The following is a 17,599-nucleotide window of genomic DNA, read 5'->3' on the forward strand; positions in this document are numbered from 1 at the left end:
GGGACGGGAGACCGTGGAAAACTGCGCGTCGTCGCGTCGCCTCAGATTCCCTCTTCGAAGTCCTCCAGCGCGTAGGAGGGCTCCGCACCGCGGTTGTCGAGCGTCTCGTTGGCCAGCAGCCAGTAGACGACCGACAGGGCCTTGCGACCCTTGTTGTTCGTCGGGACGACGAGGTCGACGTTGCTCGTCGAGTTGTTGGAGTCGCACATCGCCACGACAGGGATGCCGACAGTGATGGCCTCCTTGACGGCCTGTGCGTCGCCGATGGGGTCGGTGACGACCACGACGTCGGGTTCGATGTAACCGTCGTACTTGGGGTTCGTCAGGGTGCCCGGGATGAACCGACCGGTCCGGGCGCGTGCCCCGACGGCGTCCGCGAACTTCTCGGCGGGGAACCGCCCGTACTGGCGCGAGGACGCGACCAGAATCTGCTCGGGCGTGTAGTTCGAGAGGAACTGCGCCGCCGTCCGGATGCGGTCGTCCGTCTGGGAGACGTCCAGCACGTACAGACCGTCGGTCCGGACGCGGTGGATGAACCGCTCCATGTCCTTGGTCTTCTGCTGGGTCCCGATGTGGACACCCGCGGCGAGGTAGTCCTCGACGGGGATGAGGAGGTCTGCCTCGTCGTCGGGCATGACGTCCTCGTCCAGTACGGGTTCAGTCTCCTCCTCGGCCGCCTCGCCCGCCTCCTCGGCGGGGGCGGCGTCGGCGTTGACCTCGCCGGGTTCTACTTCGGCCGCCTCGTCGGCGGCCGGCGCTTCCACGTCTGTGGACTCGTCGGCGTCCGCCGCGGCCTCCTCGGCCTCGGCGTCGACCTCTTCGAGTCCCTCCTCGTTGTCGCTCATGCGTTTTCCTCGATTCTGATGAGTTCGTTGAGTTTCGCGGTTCGCTCGCCGCCGACGGCCCCGGTCTTGATGAACGGGGCACCGGTCGCCACGGCCAGGTGTGCAATCGTCGTGTCCTCCGTCTCGCCGCTCCGGTGGGAGACGACGGGGTCGTAGCCGTTCCGCACGGCCAGTTCGATGGCGTCGAACGCCTGCGACAGGGTTCCGATCTGGTTGGGCTTGACGAGGATACTGTTCGCCGCACCCCGGTCGATACCCTCCTGCAGTCGGTCGACGTTGGTCACGAAGAGGTCGTCGCCGCAGACGAGACAGTCCTCGCCGACGCGGTCGGTGAGGGTGGCGAAGCCCTCGTAGTCGTCCTCCTCCAGCGGGTCCTCGACGTAGACCAGCCCGTAGTCCTCGACCAGACCGGCGACGTACTCAACCTGCTCGTCGGGGGTGCGCTCCCCGTCGCTGTAGTGGTACGCGCCGCCCTCGAACATCTCGGAGGCGGCGACGTCCAGTCCGAAGCGGACCTCGAAGCCGACCGCGTCCTCGACGCGCTCGCAAGCCTCCTGAACGATGTCGAACGCCTCGCCGTCGTCGACGGACGGCGCCCACGCGCCCTCGTCGCCCTTGCCCGCGGCGATGCCGCGGTCGGCGAGGATGTCGTGGACCTCGCCGTGAACCTGCGCGTTGGCGAACACGGCGTCCGCGACGCTCGGCGCGCCGACGGGTGCCGCGAGGAACTCCTGGATGTCCGTCGCGTCGGCGGCGTGTTCGCCGCCGCCGACGACGTTGCCGAGCGGCGTCGGGAAGTCGTTGCCTCGGAACGCCCCGCCGAGGTGCTGGTACAGGGGCGCGCCGAGCATGTCGGCGCCCGCCTTCGCGGCCGCCATCGAGATGGCGACGGCCGCGTTCGCACCCAGTTCGGAGAAGTCGTTCGTGCCGTCGGCCTCCCGGAGGACGTGGTCCACGGAGCGCTGGTCGCCCGCGTACACCTGTCCCTCCAGTCGGGGGACGGCCAGTTCGCGCGCCTTCGTGACGGCCTCCTCGGCCGGCAGTTCGATGGCCTCGTACTCGCCCGTGGACGCCCCCGAGGGGGCCGCCGCACGGCCGAATCCGCCGCTCTCCGTCGAGACGTCGGCCTCGACGGTCGGGTTCCCCCGTGAGTCGAGCACGCGGCGCAGGCGGATGTCGGTGATGAGCGTCATCGCTCACCTCGCAGCACCGTGAAGGGGAGCACGCCCGCGTCGTACTCCTCGGCCGCGATGAGGATGGGTTCGGTCTGCTCGCTCTCGACGAGGACCGGCGCACCGTAGGACACCTGCAGCGCTCGCGCACCGATGATGCGGGCCTTCTCGTAGCGGTTGTGTTCCTGTTGTGCCATCACTGGTAGGGGGAGACGATGTCCACGAGGTCCTTGTGCGAGACGAGCATCCGCCGGCAGCACGCCCGCTCGATGCCGAGGTCGTCGAGGACCGCCGCCGGGTTCTCGTCGTCCTCTTGCGTACGCCGCTTGAACTCCTCCCAGTGCTCGCCGACGACCTTACCGCACGTGAAACACCGGACGGGTATCATCATGGACGGATCACCTCAGCGGTAGGACTTCTGGTAGCGGGCCCGCGCGCCGGGGCCGCCCCACTTCTTCGGTTCGGTCTGCCGGACGTCGTTGACCAGCAGCGACCGGTCGAAACTCATGAACGCGTCGCGGAGTTCGGCGTCGTTGCTGAACTCCACGAGTCCGCGCGCGATGGCGGTGCGGACGGCGTCTGCCTGTCCGCTGATGCCGCCGCCGCTGACGCTGACCTCGACGTCGACGTCGTCGCGGAGGTCCTCCTGTGCGATGCGGAACGGCTCCAGCATCTTCAGGCGGGCCATCTCCGGTTCGACCAGTTCGACGGGCTGTGCGTTGATTCGCACGCGACCGGTGCCCTCTCGGACGGTGGCGCGGGCGATTGCCGTCTTCTTCTTGCCGCTCGTGTTGGTTACCATGTGACGTTCGCCCCCAGCTGTTCGCTGATCTCGCCGAGCGAGACGAATCGGATGTTCGAGAGCCGGTCCAGCGACGTGTCCTCGAGGACCTCCGCCTCCACGTCGTCGTAGGGGTTGCCGACGTAGGTGCGGACGTTCTCGAACGCCTCGCGGCCGCGGGGCTTCTTGTACGGAAGCATCCCGCGGATGGCGCGCTTGAAGATGCGGTCCGGCCGCTTGGGGTAGTACGGACCCCGGTCGGAGCCGACGTCGACGCGCTTGCGGTAGACGGACATGATGTCGTCCTCGTCGCCCGTGATGACCGCCTGCTCGGCGTTCACCACGGCGACGCGGTCGCCGTTCATCGCTCGCTGGGACACCTCGCTGGCGACCCGGCCGAGGATGCAGTCGCGGGCGTCGATGACGACGTCCGCTTCGAACTCGGCGACGCTCATCGCATCACCCGCACGTTCGTGCCTTCGGGGTTCTGTTCGAGTGCCTGTTCCAGGTCGATGGCCTCACCCACCTGACTGATCTTGGTCCGGGCCGTCCCGGAGAAGTCGACGGCGGCGACGGTCACGTCCTTGCGGAGTGCCCCGCTGCCGAGGACCTTGCCGGGGACGATGACCGTCTCGTCCTCGCGAGCGTACCGTTCGATACGCCCGAGGTTGACCTCGGCGTGGGTGCGCCGGGGCTTCTCCAGCCGTTCGGCGACGTCGCCCCACACCGCGGCCCCGCTCCGTGCGGCGACCTTGCAGTCGGCGATGAGACTCTGCAGTCTCGGGTTGGTCTTCTGACTCATGATTCTGAATTCGGTGAGAAGTGCAGGGAGCAGGATTTGAACCTGCGGACCCCTATGGGACGGCGCCCTGAACGCCGCGCCGTTGGCCTGACTTGGCTATCCCTGCTCGCAGTACCGTGTTTCGTACGTCCACTAAAACCCCTTTCGGTCCGCTGGCTCGGCGGGGTCGGCGTCATCACCGGCGGATGAGGGGTTCGGGACATTGGCGTTACAGTTGGACCGCTTCTTCGAGTTCGTCAGCGCGGTCGTACAGCGAGTCGACCGCTTCGAGTACGAGTTCCTCGACGGTCATCGAACCGTCAGTCTCGACGTGGAAGACGAACGCGTTGGGGACGTCGTGGACGACGACCTCCTGGTCCGGGTACCGGTTTCGGAGGTCGTTGCCGAACTCCTCGGTCGGGACGAGTTCGCCGTCCTCCTCGATGACGCCCCGGACGATCTGGACTTCCTCCTCGGCGAACTCGTCGCGGTCGCCGACGACCTCGACGGTCTGGAGGTTGCGGTAGCCCACCGCCACACCACCCTGGTGCTTGGCGTGGGCCTTCCCGCGGTCGAGTTTCGCGACGGCCTCGACCTCCAGTCGCTGGTTCTCCTTGAGGTCGATGATGGGCACGTTCTGCTCGGCCGGCTCGACCATGCCGTCGGCCGAGACGAGGTCGCCGGAGTAGGCCGTCGCCGGCCCCTCGACGTCGAGCGCCAGCGTGACCTCGTCGCCCATCTCGAACTCGCCCGGGGGCGTCGAGAGCGGGACCAGACCGAGGCGCAGGCTGATCTGCTCGTCGAACATGACCGACGAGTTCTCCACGACACGCACGGTGTCGATGGAGAGCGTCGGCACGTCGGCGAGCATCGCCCGGCGGATGCCGTTGGCGAACGCCGGCGTCACTCCTCGGACGAGGAACAGCGCCTTGCGGTCGCCGCGTTCGATGAACTCCACTTCGAAGTCGCTCATCGTGTTAGAACCCGGAGTTCTTCGGTGCTCGCGTCCCGTCGTGCGGGATGGGCGTGACGTCCTCGATGCGGCCGATTTCGAGCCCGGCGCGAGCCAGCGCGCGGATGGTCGCCTGCGCGCCCGGCCCGGGGTTCTTCTGGAGGTTGCCGCCCGGCCCGCGGACGCGGACGTGGACGCCCTCGATACCCTGCGCGAGGACGTCCTCGGCGACGGTCTCCGCCATCTGCATCGCCGCATAGGGCGACGCCTCGTCGCGGTTCTGCTTCACGACGGTCCCACCGGAGGACTTCGCGAGCGTCTCTGCGCCCGTCTCGTCGGTGATGGTGATGATGGTGTTGTTGAACGATGCGTGGACGTGTGCGACGGCCCAGCGGCCCTCGTTGTTCTGACTCATGGGTTACTCCTGTCCCTCCGCCCGTGCCGGGTGGAGGTCGTCGGCCAGCGGACTGGTCTCGTCGAAGCCGATGGTGTCCTCCTCGTCGACCGTGACGGTGTACGACGGGATGGTGACGCGCCCGCCGTCGACGAGGACGTGGCCGTGCGTGATGAACTGTCGCGCCTGCTTGGGCGTGCTCGCGAGACCCTTGCGGTAGGCGACGGTCTGGAGGCGACGTTCGAGGACGTCCGTGACGTCCAGACTCAGGATGTCGTCGAGGCCGTCTTGGTCGCCCAGGATGCCCGTCCGACGGAGGCTCTGGAGGAACTCCTGGCCCTCCTGTTCTGCGGCCTCGGCGTCACCCTGCGCGCGACCGAGGAGCTTTCGTGCCTCGCGTCGGTAGCTGCGCAGTTCGGACTGTGCGCGCCACAGTTCCTCCTTGTTCTTGAGACCGTAGCGGCCGACCAGCCCACCCTCCTCGGCGATACGCTCGCCCTGGAAGGGGTGGTTGGGCGTCTCGTAGAACTTGGTGTTCTGTCCGAGCGTCATTCGTCCTCAGCCTCCTCTTTGATGGCCTCGACGTTGACGCCGATGGTGCCCTCCGTCCGACCGGTGGACTTGGTGCGCTGGCCGCGGACCTTCTGGCCGCGCTTGTGGCGCACGCCCTTGTAGGAGTTGATCATCTGCATCCGGTTGATGTCCTGACGGCGCATCATCTCGAGGTCGTTGCCGACCTTGTGGGTGGTCTCGCCGTCGTAGTACCCGTTCTGGTGGTTCGTCAGCCACTCGGGCACCTCGTCGGCGTACTGCTCGACCTTCTCGGTGACGGCCTCGATGAGGTCCTCCTCGAGACGGCCGAAGGTGGCCTTGCGGTCGACGCCGGCCTTGTCGCAGATGATGCGAGCCGTTCGGTTGCCGATTCCGTTCATGTCGGTGAGCGAACGCTCGACGCTCTTCGTCCCGTCGAGGTCCGTCTGTCCAATGCGGACGAAGTAGCGGATGTCGTCTTCCGCTTCCTCCTCCTCTGGCTCTGGTTCTTCCGTGCTCATAGCGGTGTGTGGGTGGTTACGGACGTTGTGGCGGGGATTCGAACCCCGGGGGCTTGACGCCACTGAGTTAGCAACCCAGCGCCTTGGGCCAGGCTTGGCTACCACAACTCGCGTGTGTACTCGCGCCCTGTGAGCCGACTCGGCTCCGGACTCGGGACCCGACGCCCCTGCACTGATTGCATACGACAAAACCCAGTGGCCGTACTTAAACACACCGAATCGCCGAACGCGTGTGAGATGGTTACAGTCTGTCGACAGTGACCGTGTCGGGGGCGACGGTCCGTCCCCTCAGGCGCCGATGTACTCCTCGTTGACGACCCAGTCGCCGTCGCCGTCTCGAACCATGTACTCGCCGTAGTACGGCACGCGGTTGTGGACCACCTCGCGGAACGCCTCGCGAATCTCCCCGCGCGTCATCTCGCCCATCGTGCGCAGGTCGTCGTTGCGGTTGAGACAGCCCTTCAGGTACCCCTCGTGCGTGACGCGCACGCGATGGCAGTTCGCACAGAAGTCCTCGTTGCCCACGGGGTCGACGACTTCGACCATCCCGCCGTCAATCCAGTAGCGCCGCCGGTCGTGCATGTCGCGGAACTCGACGCGGTCCGCCTGTTCCTCCAGCCAGCCGTGGACTCGCTCGATGTCCACCGCCCACTCCGGCCTGCCCGCGAGTTCGGGCATGTACTCGATGAGCTGGAGCTGGAGGCCGTCGTTCTCGGCGACGTGCTCGACCATCTCGGGGACGTAGCCCGCCGTCGCCTCGAAGACGACCATGTTCAGCTTTACGGGCGTCAGCCCGGCGTCGACGGCGGCGAGGACCCCCTCGATGACGTCGTCGTATGCGCCGGACTTCGTCACCTCGCGGAACGCCTTCGGGTCGAGGGCGTCCTGCGAGACGTTGACGCGGTCGAGGCCGGCTTCGACGAGCCCCTCGGCACGCCCCGGGAGGAACGTCCCGTTGGTCGTCAGCGAGGTCTCCATCGAGTCGGGCGTACGGCGGATGATCTCCTCTAGGTCGTCGCGGAGCATCGGCTCCCCGCCGGTGAACTTCACCTTCCTGACGTCGAACTCCGCGGCCACCTCGAGGAAGCGGACGACGTCGTCGGTGGACATCTCGCCGTCCTGCGGGTCCATCGGACCGCGAGTGTCCCCGAGCCCCTCGTTGTGACAGTAGACGCAGTCGAAGTTACAGCGGTCGGTCAGCGAGACGCGGACCCCGGACACCTCACGACCGAACCCATCCACAAGCATACACGTGCCTGCCACCGCGCAGATATAAACTCGTGGGCGAGACTTCCCCGCCCGAAACCGAAGTCGGTTACCTGCCGACGGATGTCGGGGGAAACGCAACGTGCCGGGACTACCAGTCACCCCGGCTGCCCCCACGTTCACAACCCTTATCGGCCGAACGCGACGAGGGGAGATATGGACACGGACGCGATTCTCGACCGCCTCCGGACGGTCGAGGACCCCGACCTCGGGGACGACATCGTCTCGCTCGGCCTCGTCAACGGCGTCGACGTCGACGACGAGACGGTACACGTCTCGCTCGCCCTCGGCGCACCCTACTCACCCCACGAGACCGACATCGCCGAGGCGGTCCGGGACGCCCTCTCGGACCTGGACCTGGACCTCGACCTCTCGGCCGACGTCGAGACCGGCCTCTCCCCGCAAGAGCAGGTCCTCCCGGGGGTCAAGAACATCATCGCCGTCGCCTCCGGCAAGGGTGGCGTCGGCAAGAGCACCGTCGCCGTGAACCTCGCCGCCGGTCTCGCCGACCGCGGGGCACGCGTCGGTCTCTTCGACGCGGACATCTACGGGCCGAACGTCCCCCGGATGGTCGCCGCCGAGGAGCGCCCCGAGGCGACCGCTCAGGAGACCATCGTCCCGCCCGAGCGCTTCGGCGTGAAGCTGATGAGCATGGCCTTCCTCGTCGGCGAGGACGACCCCGTCATCTGGCGGGGGCCGATGGTCCACAAGATCATCACGCAACTGTGGGACGACGTGGAGTGGGGTGACCTCGACTACCTCGTCGTGGACCTCCCGCCGGGCACCGGCGACACGCAACTCACGCTCCTCCAGAGCGTCCCCCTCGCGGGCGCGGTCATCGTCACGACGCCACAGGAGGTCGCCCTCGACGACGCCCGCAAGGCCCTCCGGATGTTCGGTAAGCACGACACGCCCGTCCTCGGAATCGTCGAGAACATGTCGACGTTCCGCTGTCCCGACTGCGGCGGCGAACACGCCATCTTCGGCGAGGGCGGCGGCCGACGCTTCGCCGACGAGGTCGAGATGCCCTTCCTCGGCGAGATCCCCCTCGACCCCGCGGTCCGACAGGGGGGAGACGAGGGCACCCCGGTCGTCCTCGACGATGAGAGCGCCACCGGCGACGCCTTCCGGGAGTTCGTCGGCCGTGCCGCGAACAACGTCGGCGTCGTCCGCCGCCGTCAGCACTCCCGACGCTGATGGGAGTCGAGAAGGATCCCGACCGGGCCGCACTCCTCCGGGAGATCGCGGAGGACGTCCGCGAGGAGAGCTCCGAGAGCAAGCATGTCTCCGCGATTCTGTATCGCGTGAGCGACCTCTACGACCCCGACGAGGAGACCTCCCCCGGGGAGATCTACCTCAACGTGAAGTATATCCTCGGCATCAAGGAACAGGGCGGAATCGACCGGTAAGTCAGCGGAGACGAGTGGCCAACAGGGCGACGCCGACGAGTGCGAGGATCGGATAGACGACCGGGACGCCGCCGACGTCGTGGCCACCGCTCGCGCGGTCCGCGATACTCTGCCCGTCGTCGACGCTCGCGTTCACGTACTGGTACGGGTCGTCGCTCCACGGCGCCGCGACCGGTTCGAACGACTCGTTCCACTGCGCGGTCTCCTCACCTGCTCGCCCGACGAACCCGACCTGGTCGAGTCCACCCTCGCGCTCGTCGAAGTCGCCGGCGTACAGTCGTGCCTCTCCCGCGATGGTGGCGTCGCGAGCGTCGAGCAGTTCGACGGTGATCGTCTCTGATTCGCCGGGGGGGACTACTGCTGCATAGAAGCTCCCGTCCGTTCCGCGCGTGTGCACCATCAGTTTGGTCGGATACGTCTGGATGGACGGGTTGGCGATCGTCACGTTGACGACGGAGGACGGTTCCCCGTCGATCTGTGCGGTACCGACGCTGACGTCGGTGATGCGAGGAATCGCCACGCCGTGGGGACTCTCGGGATCGACGGTGTATTCGAAGTCGAACGTCTCGTGTGCCCCGTACGTGGAAATCGCAACCGAGTGATTGCTTCTGAGAGCGTCGAGCGACGATCGTAGCTTGATACTCTTGCTCCATGTCTCGCTGGGACGCAGCCTGGACTCGATTTCGAACTCTCTCTTGCCGTCGACAGACACGATCGAACTGGCTTCGAGGTGCCCGTCTGTCGGATTCCGGGCGTGCACTTCGAGAACGTGTGTCTCCGTGTCGAGCGTCGCGACGTACTCGATGCCGAACTCGGAGGTGAACTCCCGCTCGATGGTGCCGTCCTCGGAGGACAGTCCGCCGACGGGGGCTGCCGGCACCGCGACGAGAGTGCAGGCGACGACGAGGACGACGGCGAGACGCAGGGACTGGCGCATATGTGATTCCGACATTTGCTGTTGTAAATTTCTTTTGTTCGTGTTTTTCTTTCTAGTTCTTATCTCGTGTCGCGTCGCGAATTTCGTCTCTGGTGACGAACCCGTCACCGACGAACGCCTCTTCGAAGGACCCGAGTGTGTCACGGTGCATCTCCTCCGACGGCCCCTCGGTGTGGTACCGCACCGTGTCACCGCGAACCGTCGCCCGGGTTTCGACCACGTCGAAGTCGTTCTCGTATGCGGGGCGAACGACGACTTCCCTGTCCTCCCGGACCATCGTCCAGACACGCTCGGTCCGCTCGTCGCCGACGCGGAGGTCGGGATTGTCACTCGCCATCCGGAACGCGACCCGTTGGTCCGAGACGGTGTCGTAGTGGCGCCAGTCGTACTCGGCCTGCTGGGTCTGCTCGGTCCACTCGGCCTCGTAGGTGCGGGTGATCTCGACGTCCCACGAGACGTACTCGTGTTCGTACTCGGTGGTGTACCGTGCGGGATGAACCAGTTCACGACGCGTCCGTCCGGTCGCGTCGTGAGAACTGTGGTAGCGCGAACTCGCCCAGTAGGAGTGAGTGACGGGTTCACGGACCGTCTTCTCGTAGGTGAAGGTGTAACAGCCGAAGCTGTAGCACTGGCGGCTCTCCACCTCTCGCGTGTACGTCTCCCAGCCCGTGTACTCGTACTCCCGCTCCGTGTGGTACTCCGCGGGTTCGTCGAGGACGCGGCGCGTTCGGCCGGTGAACGCCGACCCTCGTGAGGATTTCCAGTCCGTCGTGGTGCGCTGGATGCGCCTGACGTCCCGGTCCACTCCGGCGCTTCGCCATCGCGGATTGTGCTTGAGGAACGTCCGTCGGTTCCACGACGTGGAGAACTCCCGGGAGTGGTGGACGTACTCCGCTTTCTGCGTCTGGACGTGCTTCTCGATGTCGTAACCGGTCGTCCGGAGGTGTGTCTCCTCGACCGTGAACCCGTTCGACTGTCGGAGGTTCATCTCGGCTCGACTGTCGACCTGGACTCGCGTCTCGACGGGTTTCCGTATCGCGTAGCGGACGTCGGTGATCTCGATGTTCTCGCGGACCGTCTCGTCGACCTCGGAGACGGTCACCGACGGCAGTTCGGTGCGCTCCCTAGTGTGGTCTGGCCGCGCCTCGTTGAACAGCACGAGGTCCGGTCGGACGCTCTCAGCCGCGAGTGCGCCGGCCCGAATCTGGACGGTGCCTTCGTAGTAGACCGCGTTGCTTCCACCCGGGTGATCACCGGCCGCGCGACGTTCGGGTTCGACCTCACGCCACTCGACGAGTTCCCCGGAGGGACCGTCGAGTGTCGCGCCGATCGAGATGTCCGCGGTCTCACGTCTGAATCGGACGACATCGGTGGTTATACTGATACGTACCGTCTGGTCGGGTGAGTACGTCTCACCGTCGTCGGCACTTCCATACCGGCTCTGTGGGGAGCTTTCGATTGTCTGCTCGGCAACGTCGGGGACGAACCCTACAGTAGTCTTCCAGTACTGTTTGGTGACCTGCCCCTGACCATCCTCGAGAATGAGCAAACCGTTGTCCCATCCGGACAGTCTCGCCGTTTCGTTGTCTGCCGAAATCGGATCGGCTCCGTTCTCCCAAATGAAGGTCAAGTCACTCCCGTCTGGGTCGAAGGATTCCCCCGCTTCAACTGTTATCGGCTCAGAAAAGTCGATCACCTTCTGGCCAGTTCCGTTGGGGTTCCCCACGTACCGTGTACCGTCGTTCAACATCCGGAGGCGGAGCTCCGGGGGGCTCGGGTTGACGTCGAATGCGGATACCGTCGTGCGAGATGCCCAGGTATCTCCGCCGTCATCGACGGTTGACACGCTGTACCGAACCTCGTGACCCGAAGCATTCGTGGGAGCTCTTCCCGCCCAGTACGAATGTACGATCAACTCCCCTCCAGTCTGCTCGATACGCTTTTGGGTTAGTTCCAAGGTCGTAGTCGCACTTCGGGGAGCCGCAGTAATCTCGACGTTCTCCCGCTGGACACCGTTCAAATCCACCTTCAGGACGTGATGTGCAGTGTATCGCTCGGCTGCGATTCGCCGATGGTAGGAGTCCACGGGATCGTTGACGAACTCCGCAGAAGTGATCTCGGGTGCCGTTCGGGGGACGACCGTTCGGGAGACGGTCGTCTCCTGTCCCCGGGTGTCCACGGCGCTCACCGTGAGCGTGAACGTCCGTCCGACGTCGAGGTTGTACCAGTCGAAATCGAGCGAGAGCGAGTCGCTCTGACGAGCGCCGATCCTGCTGGAGTCCCCTCTGCGCGTCTCCGTCCGAATCCCGTCTATCGAGACGGTGACCGTCTCGAGGTTGCCGAACCCGTCCTCGGAATTCGCGAGCCCCGACACAGACCCCCTGCCCGAGAGGTTCCCGAGCGAGAGGGTGGGTTTCGGGTCCGCCTCGACAGTGGTCGACCCGTCGGCGAACCGGACTACGTCGCTGGTCCCGTTTCGGTAGGTAACGACTGCGTGGAGTTCGTGGACGCCCGCGCGCCAGTCGATGGTAGTTCGTGTCCCGGTGTCGCGAGCCGAACCGTCGGCCATCCATCGAACCGTGTCGACGTTCGGGCCGCCGCCGACGAGGGCGTAGGTCCCGCGAAGCGGTTTCGACCCGGTGACCAACTGCGGTCCGCGAACCGTGGGACTCGTACCGGTCAGGTTCGTCGAGACGGGGGGTGTCGGTGTGGGAGTCGGCGTCGGCGTCGGAGTCGGTGGCGTCGACGTGGGCGTCGACCGCGTGGAGGGTCCGCGGGGGGACGAGGGAGTCGCGGTCGGCGTGGGCGTCGGGGTCGGTGTCGACGGTCGTGAGACGTCCACGTAGAGGGTGTCCGCCGCGGTCTGGCCGTCGTCGTCGGTGACGACCAGCGTGACCTCGTAGCGCCCGGTCTCGCCCGCGACGAAGCGAGTCCGAGGCTTCGACGCGTCTCGCGGTCGCTCGGTCGCTCCCGAAGGCGTCTCGATGCGCCACTCGTAGGCGACGATGGTGCCGTCGGGGTCACGCGACCCAGTCCCGTCGAGGAGGACCGTCGCCCCTCGTTCGACCTCCTGGTCCAGTCCAGCCTCCGCCAGCGGGGTGCCGTCGCCCGTGAGCGCCCCCGCAGGGAGGACGACCGACAGGACGACGAACACGACTACGATGTGTTTCATTCTCGTCGTGGCGGTGTTAATCTGATTTTCTGTTAAATAAGTTCGGAAATCAAGATAGTAAAGTTCAGACGATTATTCCGTAGCGGCGTCAACTCGGCCCCTTTGGCCGGTTCCGACGAGGTGTCGAACCGAAGCCACTCCATTTTTAACCCCACGGTCGAAAGGCTTCGGTAACCGAGCGTACGGTCGCCCCCGGGGCGTTGGGCGGCGACCGGCGGGGCCCGTCCCGGACCGCACCGCCGTGGTGTGGTCGGCCGCGGGCCACGTAGGCACCGAGCCATCAGTGAACCGACTCGCCGGTCGTACGCACGAACCACGCCCCCCGGGCGACTCCACTCGGAGTCAACACTATGGAAGTCGAAATCGCGACAATCGGCGGCTACGAAGAGGTCGGCCGGCAGATGACGGCCGTCCGTGCCGGGGATGACGTTGTCATCTTCGACATGGGTCTCAACCTCTCACAGGTACTGATTCACGACAACGTCGAGACCGAGCGGATGCACTCGCTCGACCTCATCGACATGGGTGCCATCCCGGACGACCGGGTCATGTCGGACCTCGAGGGCGACGTGCAGGCCATCGTCCCGACCCACGGCCACCTCGACCACATCGGGGCGATCTCGAAACTGGCCCACCGCTACGACGCGCCCGTCGTCGCGACACCCTTCACCATCGAACTGGTCAAACAGCAGATCCAGTCCGAGGAGAAGTTCGGCGTCCAGAACGATCTGCAGAAGATGAGCGCGGGCGAGACGATGGAGATCGGCGACTCGGGCAACGTCCAGCTAGAGTTCGTCAACGTCACCCACTCCATCATCGACGCCATCAACCCCGTCCTCCACACGCCGGAGGGCGCGGTCGTCTACGGTCTCGACAAGCGCATGGACCACACGCCGGTCATCGGCGACCCCATCGACATGAAGCGGTTCCGCGAGATCGGCCGCGAGGGGCCGGGCGTCCTCGCGTACATCGAGGACTGTACGAACGCCGGGCGCAAGGGCCGGACGCCCTCCGAGAACGTCGCCCGCACGCACCTGCGCGACGCGCTCTACTCGATGGAGGACTACGACGGCGGCATCGTCGCCACCACGTTCTCCAGTCACATCGCCCGCGTGAAGTCGCTCGTCGAGTTCGCCGACGATATCGGCCGCCAGCCCGTTCTGCTGGGTCGCTCGATGGAGAAGTACTCGGGCACCGCGGAGCGCCTGAACTTCGTCGACTTCCCCGACGACCTCGGGATGTTCGGCCACCGCAAGAGCGTCGACCGGACGTTCAAGCGCATCATGAACGAGGGCAAGGAGAAGTTCCTGCCCATCGTGACGGGGCACCAGGGCGAACCCCGCGCCATGCTCACCCGCATGGGTCGCGGCGAGACGCCCTACGAGCTGAACGACGGCGACAAGGTCGTCTTCTCGGCCCGGGTCATCCCCGAGCCGACCAACGAGGGCCAGCGCTACCAGTCCGAGAAGCTCCTGAAGATGCAGGGTGCGCGCATCTACGACGACATCCACGTCTCGGGTCACCTCCGCGAGGAGGGCCACTACGAGATGCTGCAGGCGCTCCAGCCCCAGCACGTCATCCCGGCCCACCAGGACATGAAGGGCTTCGCACCGTACACGAGTCTCGCTGCGAGTCAGGGGTACACCCTCGGGCGTGACCTCCACGTCACTCGCAACGGGAACATGATCCAGCTGACGGAATGAGCGCCGGTCCCGAACGCGTCGAGCGGGCCATCCGCGAGCGCCGTGACGAGGTCAACGAGGCCATCGTCGAGGCGCTCCCCATCAAGCGTCCCGAGCGCCTCTACGAGGCCTCGCGCTACCTGCTGGACGCGGGCGGCAAGCGCCTCCGACCGACGGTGCTGTTGCTGACGGCGGAGGCTATCACCGACACCGACCCGCTGGCCGGCGACTACCGCGCGTTCGGGCCGGAAGCGATAGACGTCCTGACGGCGGCGGTGAGCGTCGAGGTCATCCAGTCGTTCACGCTCATCCACGACGACATCATGGACGACGACGACGTCCGCCGAGGCGTCCCGGCCGTCCACCGCGAGTACGACCTCGAGACGGCCATCCTCGCTGGCGACACGCTCTACTCGAAGGCCTTCGAGTTGATGCTCGATACCGGCGCGCCCGCCGACCGCTCGGTGCGCGCGCTCGACCAGTTGGCGACGACGTGTACGAAGATTTGCGAGGGCCAGGCCCTCGACGTGGAGTTCGAGGGGCGGGACGCGGTGACGCCCGCCGAGTACCTCGAGATGGTGGAGTCGAAGACGGCGGTGCTGTACGCCGCGGCGGCGTCGATTCCGGCGGTCCTGCTGGGTGCCGACGACGAGGTTGTACAGGCGCTCAACGGCTACGGCCTCGACGTCGGGAGGGCCTTCCAGATTCAGGACGACCTGCTCGACCTGACGGTGCCGAGCGACGTCCTCGGCAAGCAGCGGGGGAGCGACCTCATCGAGGGGAAACGGACCATCGTCACCCTCCACGCCAAGCGACAGGGCGTCGACGTCGACGACCTCGTGTCGACCGACACGCACATGGAGGTGTCTGAGGCGGACATCGACCGTGCGGTCGGTGAACTGGAGGACGCCGGGAGCATCGAGTACGCTCGCGAGATGGCCCACGAGTACATCGAGACGGGCAAGGACCGTCTGCAGGTCCTCCCCGACAACGAGGCCCGCCACACGCTGGAGGGCATCGCGGACTACCTCGTCGAGCGGGAGTACTGACCCCCGACGCGGCTACGCCTCTCGCCGCCCGGCCAGGCGGCGACTGGCACTGTCCTCAGCACGGACAGTCATGGCTGCGTAGCGACTGTAGACCGCCGGGTAAGGGCTTATCCGTCGTCCCCGAGTCGAGACCAGTAGATGGGTTCCGAACAGCAGCGATGGGAGTACGAGACCCTCCGACCCGACCGGGAGGCGACCATGCACGAGGCAGCCGACCCGAAGACGGAGTTGAACGAACTCGGCGCCGACGGGTGGGAACTCGTCACCACCGTCGAGTACTCCGGCGGGGGCACGAAGTACCTGGTCCTCAAGCGACCCGTCGACGATGACGAGTGAGCAGGAGGGCGGTGGGAGCGATGAGACGCGCGCCCGCACCGCCGTGGACGTCGAGATGTCCGGCGACGACCCCTCCTCCATCGGGACGGAGAACACCATGCGCGAGCGTGCCGGCGAGAGCCGTCTCAAACTGTGGGTGCTCCTGAAGGCGAACCGCCTCGTGCTCACGGGCGTGCTCGCGTCCCTGATGTTCGTCGCGTTCGTCGTCAGCGGGGCGGTGCTCTTCCCGCCGTTCCGCCAGACGGCCATCACCACCGACGTCCTCGACACCATCTTCACGACGATGACCAGCGCCGTCCTCACCGGGGTGACGCTCATCGTCTCCATCAACCAGCTGGTCATCTCACAGGAGAACGGGCCGCTGGGCGACCAGCGCCAGCGGATGAGCGCGACCCTCGACTACCGCGACTACGCGAGCGAACTGCTCGGGACGACGACGCCCGCGGACCCCTCGATGTTCCTCCGGGCGCTCGTCAGCGCCACCGGCCAGCGCGCCCGGACGTTCCGCGAGTCCATCGAGGACTCGGACAACGAGGACCTGAAAGAGGAGGTCGACGCGTTCGTCGACAGCCTCATCGAGAACGCAGAGGAGGTCAGAGACGAACTCGACGGAGCGACGTTCGGCACGTTCGACGTGCTGTTCGCCGCGCTCAACTACAACTACGCGTGGAAGATATTCCAGACGGACCGCATCAGCGACGAGTACGACTCGGCCCTCTCCGACGAACAGCAGGGCGACCTGTACCAACTGCGGTCGTCGCTGGCGATGTTCGGCCCCGCGCGCGAGCACATCAAGACGCTGTACTTCCAGTGGGCGCTCACGAGCCTCTCACAGCTCATCATCTACGCCGCCCTCCCCGCGCTCGTCGTCTCCGGCATCATGATGTCGTTCGTCGACGGGACGACGTTCACCGGGTCGACGCTCGGTATCAGCGACATCCTCTGGGTCACCGCCGGGGCGCTCACCCTCACGCTCGTCCCGTTCCTCCTGTTCGTCTCGTACATCAGTCGCATCGCCACGGTCGCAAAGCGCACCCTCGCCATCGGGCCGCTCATTCTGAGGGACTCCCAGCGATGAGGGGAGACGGACAGCGCACGACGACCCGCCGGCGACTGCTCGCCGGTCTCGCCGCCGGCACGACCCTCGGTCTCTCGGGGTGTGTGACGCTCTCGCCGTCGTTCGAGCGGTCGTTCCCCGACTCGCAGGTGTTCGTGCGGGTGTCCGCCAGCGAGCCGTGGGCAGTGAATCGCGTCCGTGCGACGGTCACGCTGACCGAGCGGGCGACCACCGAACTCGGCGTCCGGACGCTCGTCGTCGTCACCGCGTCCGGCTCGACGTACACCACGGCGACGGTCAGCGGCGGACAGACGAGCGTCACTACCTACGTACCGCTCGGGACGCGGGTGAAACTCGTCGCGGTGGACAACGCGGGCGCGTTCGTCGAACAGGTGACCGTCCAGACGCCCTGATCGCGGACCGGGGTCAGAACTCGCTGGGACAGACGACGTCCTCCCCACGGGTGGTCCGGTGGATCGCCACGCTCGTCTCCTCGGTGAAGAACGTGACCAGCACGACGGCGTCCTGAAACCCGACGGACGACGAGTCGACGGGGTCGTCGGTGTTGAAGTCGAACAGGTAGATGGCCTGATTCTCCCGGAGCGCTATCGTGCCGTCCTCGACGTACGGCTGGAGGTACCGCCGGGAAGGACTGCTCGCTCGCCGAGAAAATAGCATATTCTGATGAATTCCCCCACTCGTGTATGTGAGTTC

Annotated in this window: 21 protein-coding genes, 2 tRNA genes and 1 pseudogene; 7 read left to right on the forward strand and 17 right to left on the reverse strand. The window is 66.2% G+C overall.

Going from position 1 to position 17,599, the window contains the following annotated elements; translation table 11 throughout:
- Nucleotides 1–41: 41 nt before the first annotated feature.
- From rpsB to moaA, 14 genes are all read right to left on the reverse strand, one after another.
- Nucleotides 42–845 (reverse strand): 30S ribosomal protein S2, encoded by an 804-nt coding sequence (rpsB, locus tag NKG96_RS09765; RefSeq protein WP_254534754.1) that lies wholly within the window; start codon nt 843–845, stop codon nt 42–44.
- On the reverse strand, nt 842–2,038 hold the full coding sequence (gene eno, locus NKG96_RS09770) for a phosphopyruvate hydratase (protein ID WP_254534755.1): 1,197 nt from the start codon (nt 2,036–2,038) through the stop codon (nt 842–844). Before eno ends, rpsB begins: the two co-directional genes overlap by 4 nt.
- Complete coding sequence (locus NKG96_RS09775) at nt 2,035–2,214, reverse strand: DNA-directed RNA polymerase subunit K (protein WP_254534756.1); 180 nt, start codon at nt 2,212–2,214, stop codon at nt 2,035–2,037. The genes eno and NKG96_RS09775 overlap by 4 nt, the downstream gene beginning before the upstream one ends.
- Nucleotides 2,214–2,408 carry a DNA-directed RNA polymerase subunit N gene (locus NKG96_RS09780; protein WP_254534757.1) on the reverse strand — a complete coding sequence of 65 codons (195 nt, stop codon included), beginning with the start codon at nt 2,406–2,408 and terminating at the stop codon, nt 2,214–2,216. The genes NKG96_RS09775 and NKG96_RS09780 overlap by 1 nt, the downstream gene beginning before the upstream one ends.
- A gap of 12 nt (nt 2,409–2,420) precedes the next feature.
- Nucleotides 2,421–2,819, reverse strand: a complete 399-nt coding sequence (locus NKG96_RS09785) for a 30S ribosomal protein S9 (RefSeq protein ID WP_254534758.1) — start codon at nt 2,817–2,819, stop codon at nt 2,421–2,423.
- A complete protein-coding gene (locus NKG96_RS09790; protein WP_254534759.1) occupies nt 2,813–3,253 on the reverse strand; it encodes a 50S ribosomal protein L13 in 441 nt (146 codons plus the stop codon). The genes NKG96_RS09785 and NKG96_RS09790 overlap by 7 nt, the downstream gene beginning before the upstream one ends.
- Nucleotides 3,250–3,600 (reverse strand): 50S ribosomal protein L18e, encoded by a 351-nt coding sequence (locus NKG96_RS09795; protein ID WP_254534760.1) that lies wholly within the window; start codon nt 3,598–3,600, stop codon nt 3,250–3,252. The genes NKG96_RS09790 and NKG96_RS09795 overlap by 4 nt, the downstream gene beginning before the upstream one ends.
- Before the next feature lie 21 nt (nt 3,601–3,621).
- Nucleotides 3,622–3,706, reverse strand: a tRNA-Leu gene (locus NKG96_RS09800).
- Between the two features lie 102 nt (nt 3,707–3,808).
- On the reverse strand, nt 3,809–4,552 hold the full coding sequence (locus NKG96_RS09805) for a DNA-directed RNA polymerase subunit D (RefSeq protein WP_254534761.1): 744 nt from the start codon (nt 4,550–4,552) through the stop codon (nt 3,809–3,811).
- Between the two features lie 4 nt (nt 4,553–4,556).
- Entirely contained in the window at nt 4,557–4,946 is a 390-nt protein-coding gene (locus NKG96_RS09810; RefSeq protein WP_254534762.1) for a 30S ribosomal protein S11, read from the reverse strand.
- 3 nt (nt 4,947–4,949) lie between these two features.
- Nucleotides 4,950–5,477 (reverse strand): 30S ribosomal protein S4, encoded by a 528-nt coding sequence (locus NKG96_RS09815; RefSeq protein WP_254534763.1) that lies wholly within the window; start codon nt 5,475–5,477, stop codon nt 4,950–4,952.
- Nucleotides 5,474–5,977 (reverse strand): 30S ribosomal protein S13, encoded by a 504-nt coding sequence (locus tag NKG96_RS09820; protein WP_254534764.1) that lies wholly within the window; start codon nt 5,975–5,977, stop codon nt 5,474–5,476. The genes NKG96_RS09815 and NKG96_RS09820 overlap by 4 nt, the downstream gene beginning before the upstream one ends.
- A 23-nt stretch (nt 5,978–6,000) precedes the next feature.
- Nucleotides 6,001–6,085 (reverse strand) — tRNA-Ser (locus NKG96_RS09825).
- Between the two features lie 180 nt (nt 6,086–6,265).
- Nucleotides 6,266–7,225 carry a GTP 3',8-cyclase MoaA gene (gene moaA, locus NKG96_RS09830; RefSeq protein WP_254534765.1) on the reverse strand — a complete coding sequence of 320 codons (960 nt, stop codon included), beginning with the start codon at nt 7,223–7,225 and terminating at the stop codon, nt 6,266–6,268.
- A 174-nt stretch (nt 7,226–7,399) separates the two neighbouring features.
- Here moaA and NKG96_RS09835 point away from each other — a divergent pair, with 174 nt between their 5' ends.
- A complete protein-coding gene (locus tag NKG96_RS09835; protein WP_254534766.1) occupies nt 7,400–8,440 on the forward strand; it encodes an Mrp/NBP35 family ATP-binding protein in 1,041 nt (346 codons plus the stop codon).
- Nucleotides 8,441–8,454: 14 nt separating this feature from the next.
- Nucleotides 8,455–8,652 (forward strand): annotated as a pseudogene (locus NKG96_RS09840) (DUF7976 family protein); the annotation flags it as partial.
- A gap of 1 nt (nt 8,653) precedes the next feature.
- Here the strand turns inward: NKG96_RS09840 and NKG96_RS09845 are convergent.
- Together NKG96_RS09845 and NKG96_RS09850 are read right to left on the reverse strand one after the other, a co-directional pair.
- The gene (locus tag NKG96_RS09845) at nt 8,654–9,532 is read right to left on the reverse strand and encodes a hypothetical protein (protein WP_254534768.1); all 879 of its coding nucleotides are present in this window, start codon (nt 9,530–9,532) and stop codon (nt 8,654–8,656) included.
- A 109-nt stretch (nt 9,533–9,641) separates the two neighbouring features.
- Nucleotides 9,642–12,761 carry a PKD domain-containing protein gene (locus tag NKG96_RS09850; protein ID WP_254534769.1) on the reverse strand — a complete coding sequence of 1,040 codons (3,120 nt, stop codon included), beginning with the start codon at nt 12,759–12,761 and terminating at the stop codon, nt 9,642–9,644.
- 350 nt (nt 12,762–13,111) lie between these two features.
- Between NKG96_RS09850 and NKG96_RS09855 the strand changes: the two genes are divergently transcribed.
- From NKG96_RS09855 to NKG96_RS09875, 5 genes are all read left to right on the forward strand, one after another.
- Nucleotides 13,112–14,464 (forward strand): ribonuclease J, encoded by a 1,353-nt coding sequence (locus NKG96_RS09855; protein WP_254534770.1) that lies wholly within the window; start codon nt 13,112–13,114, stop codon nt 14,462–14,464.
- A complete protein-coding gene (idsA3, locus tag NKG96_RS09860) occupies nt 14,461–15,492 on the forward strand; it encodes a geranylfarnesyl diphosphate synthase (RefSeq protein ID WP_254534771.1) in 1,032 nt (343 codons plus the stop codon). The genes NKG96_RS09855 and idsA3 overlap by 4 nt, the downstream gene beginning before the upstream one ends.
- A 138-nt stretch (nt 15,493–15,630) precedes the next feature.
- Nucleotides 15,631–15,828 (forward strand): Sp36 family protein, encoded by a 198-nt coding sequence (gene sp36 / locus NKG96_RS09865; RefSeq protein ID WP_254534772.1) that lies wholly within the window; start codon nt 15,631–15,633, stop codon nt 15,826–15,828.
- A complete protein-coding gene (locus NKG96_RS09870) occupies nt 15,818–16,906 on the forward strand; it encodes a DUF7972 family membrane protein (protein WP_254534773.1) in 1,089 nt (362 codons plus the stop codon). Before sp36 ends, NKG96_RS09870 begins: the two co-directional genes overlap by 11 nt.
- The gene (locus tag NKG96_RS09875; RefSeq protein WP_254534774.1) at nt 16,903–17,298 is read left to right on the forward strand and encodes a hypothetical protein; all 396 of its coding nucleotides are present in this window, start codon (nt 16,903–16,905) and stop codon (nt 17,296–17,298) included. The genes NKG96_RS09870 and NKG96_RS09875 overlap by 4 nt, the downstream gene beginning before the upstream one ends.
- Nucleotides 17,299–17,311: 13 nt before the next feature.
- Here NKG96_RS09875 and NKG96_RS09880 read toward each other — a convergent pair whose 3' ends face one another.
- Nucleotides 17,312–17,563, reverse strand: coding sequence for a hypothetical protein (locus NKG96_RS09880; RefSeq protein ID WP_254534775.1), 252 nt, complete (start codon nt 17,561–17,563; stop codon nt 17,312–17,314).
- Between the last annotated feature and the right edge of the window lie 36 nt (nt 17,564–17,599).

The sequence above is a fragment of the Halomarina litorea genome (assembly GCF_024227715.1).
GTDB lineage: Archaea > Halobacteriota > Halobacteria > Halobacteriales > Haloarculaceae > Halomarina > Halomarina litorea.

What these genes read in the sequence shown, in the direction of transcription:
- rpsB (WP_254534754.1), bottom strand. Translation starts at nt 845, where the DNA reads ATGAGCGACAACGAGGAGGGACTCGAAGAGGTCGACGCCGAGGCCGAG.
- eno (WP_254534755.1), bottom strand. Translation starts at nt 2,038, where the DNA reads ATGACGCTCATCACCGACATCCGCCTGCGCCGCGTGCTCGACTCACGG.
- NKG96_RS09775 (WP_254534756.1), bottom strand. Translation starts at nt 2,214, where the DNA reads ATGGCACAACAGGAACACAACCGCTACGAGAAGGCCCGCATCATCGGT.
- NKG96_RS09780 (WP_254534757.1), bottom strand. Translation starts at nt 2,408, where the DNA reads ATGATGATACCCGTCCGGTGTTTCACGTGCGGTAAGGTCGTCGGCGAG.
- NKG96_RS09785 (WP_254534758.1), bottom strand. Translation starts at nt 2,819, where the DNA reads ATGGTAACCAACACGAGCGGCAAGAAGAAGACGGCAATCGCCCGCGCC.
- NKG96_RS09790 (WP_254534759.1), bottom strand. Translation starts at nt 3,253, where the DNA reads ATGAGCGTCGCCGAGTTCGAAGCGGACGTCGTCATCGACGCCCGCGAC.
- NKG96_RS09795 (WP_254534760.1), bottom strand. Translation starts at nt 3,600, where the DNA reads ATGAGTCAGAAGACCAACCCGAGACTGCAGAGTCTCATCGCCGACTGC.
- NKG96_RS09805 (WP_254534761.1), bottom strand. Translation starts at nt 4,552, where the DNA reads ATGAGCGACTTCGAAGTGGAGTTCATCGAACGCGGCGACCGCAAGGCG.
- NKG96_RS09810 (WP_254534762.1), bottom strand. Translation starts at nt 4,946, where the DNA reads ATGAGTCAGAACAACGAGGGCCGCTGGGCCGTCGCACACGTCCACGCA.
- NKG96_RS09815 (WP_254534763.1), bottom strand. Translation starts at nt 5,477, where the DNA reads ATGACGCTCGGACAGAACACCAAGTTCTACGAGACGCCCAACCACCCC.
- NKG96_RS09820 (WP_254534764.1), bottom strand. Translation starts at nt 5,977, where the DNA reads ATGAGCACGGAAGAACCAGAGCCAGAGGAGGAGGAAGCGGAAGACGAC.
- moaA (WP_254534765.1), bottom strand. Translation starts at nt 7,225, where the DNA reads ATGCTTGTGGATGGGTTCGGTCGTGAGGTGTCCGGGGTCCGCGTCTCG.
- NKG96_RS09835 (WP_254534766.1), top strand. Translation starts at nt 7,400, where the DNA reads ATGGACACGGACGCGATTCTCGACCGCCTCCGGACGGTCGAGGACCCC.
- NKG96_RS09850 (WP_254534769.1), bottom strand. Translation starts at nt 12,761, where the DNA reads ATGAAACACATCGTAGTCGTGTTCGTCGTCCTGTCGGTCGTCCTCCCT.
- NKG96_RS09855 (WP_254534770.1), top strand. Translation starts at nt 13,112, where the DNA reads ATGGAAGTCGAAATCGCGACAATCGGCGGCTACGAAGAGGTCGGCCGG.
- idsA3 (WP_254534771.1), top strand. Translation starts at nt 14,461, where the DNA reads ATGAGCGCCGGTCCCGAACGCGTCGAGCGGGCCATCCGCGAGCGCCGT.
- sp36 (WP_254534772.1), top strand. Translation starts at nt 15,631, where the DNA reads ATGGGTTCCGAACAGCAGCGATGGGAGTACGAGACCCTCCGACCCGAC.
- NKG96_RS09870 (WP_254534773.1), top strand. Translation starts at nt 15,818, where the DNA reads ATGACGAGTGAGCAGGAGGGCGGTGGGAGCGATGAGACGCGCGCCCGC.
- NKG96_RS09875 (WP_254534774.1), top strand. Translation starts at nt 16,903, where the DNA reads ATGAGGGGAGACGGACAGCGCACGACGACCCGCCGGCGACTGCTCGCC.
- NKG96_RS09880 (WP_254534775.1), bottom strand. Translation starts at nt 17,563, where the DNA reads ATGCTATTTTCTCGGCGAGCGAGCAGTCCTTCCCGGCGGTACCTCCAG.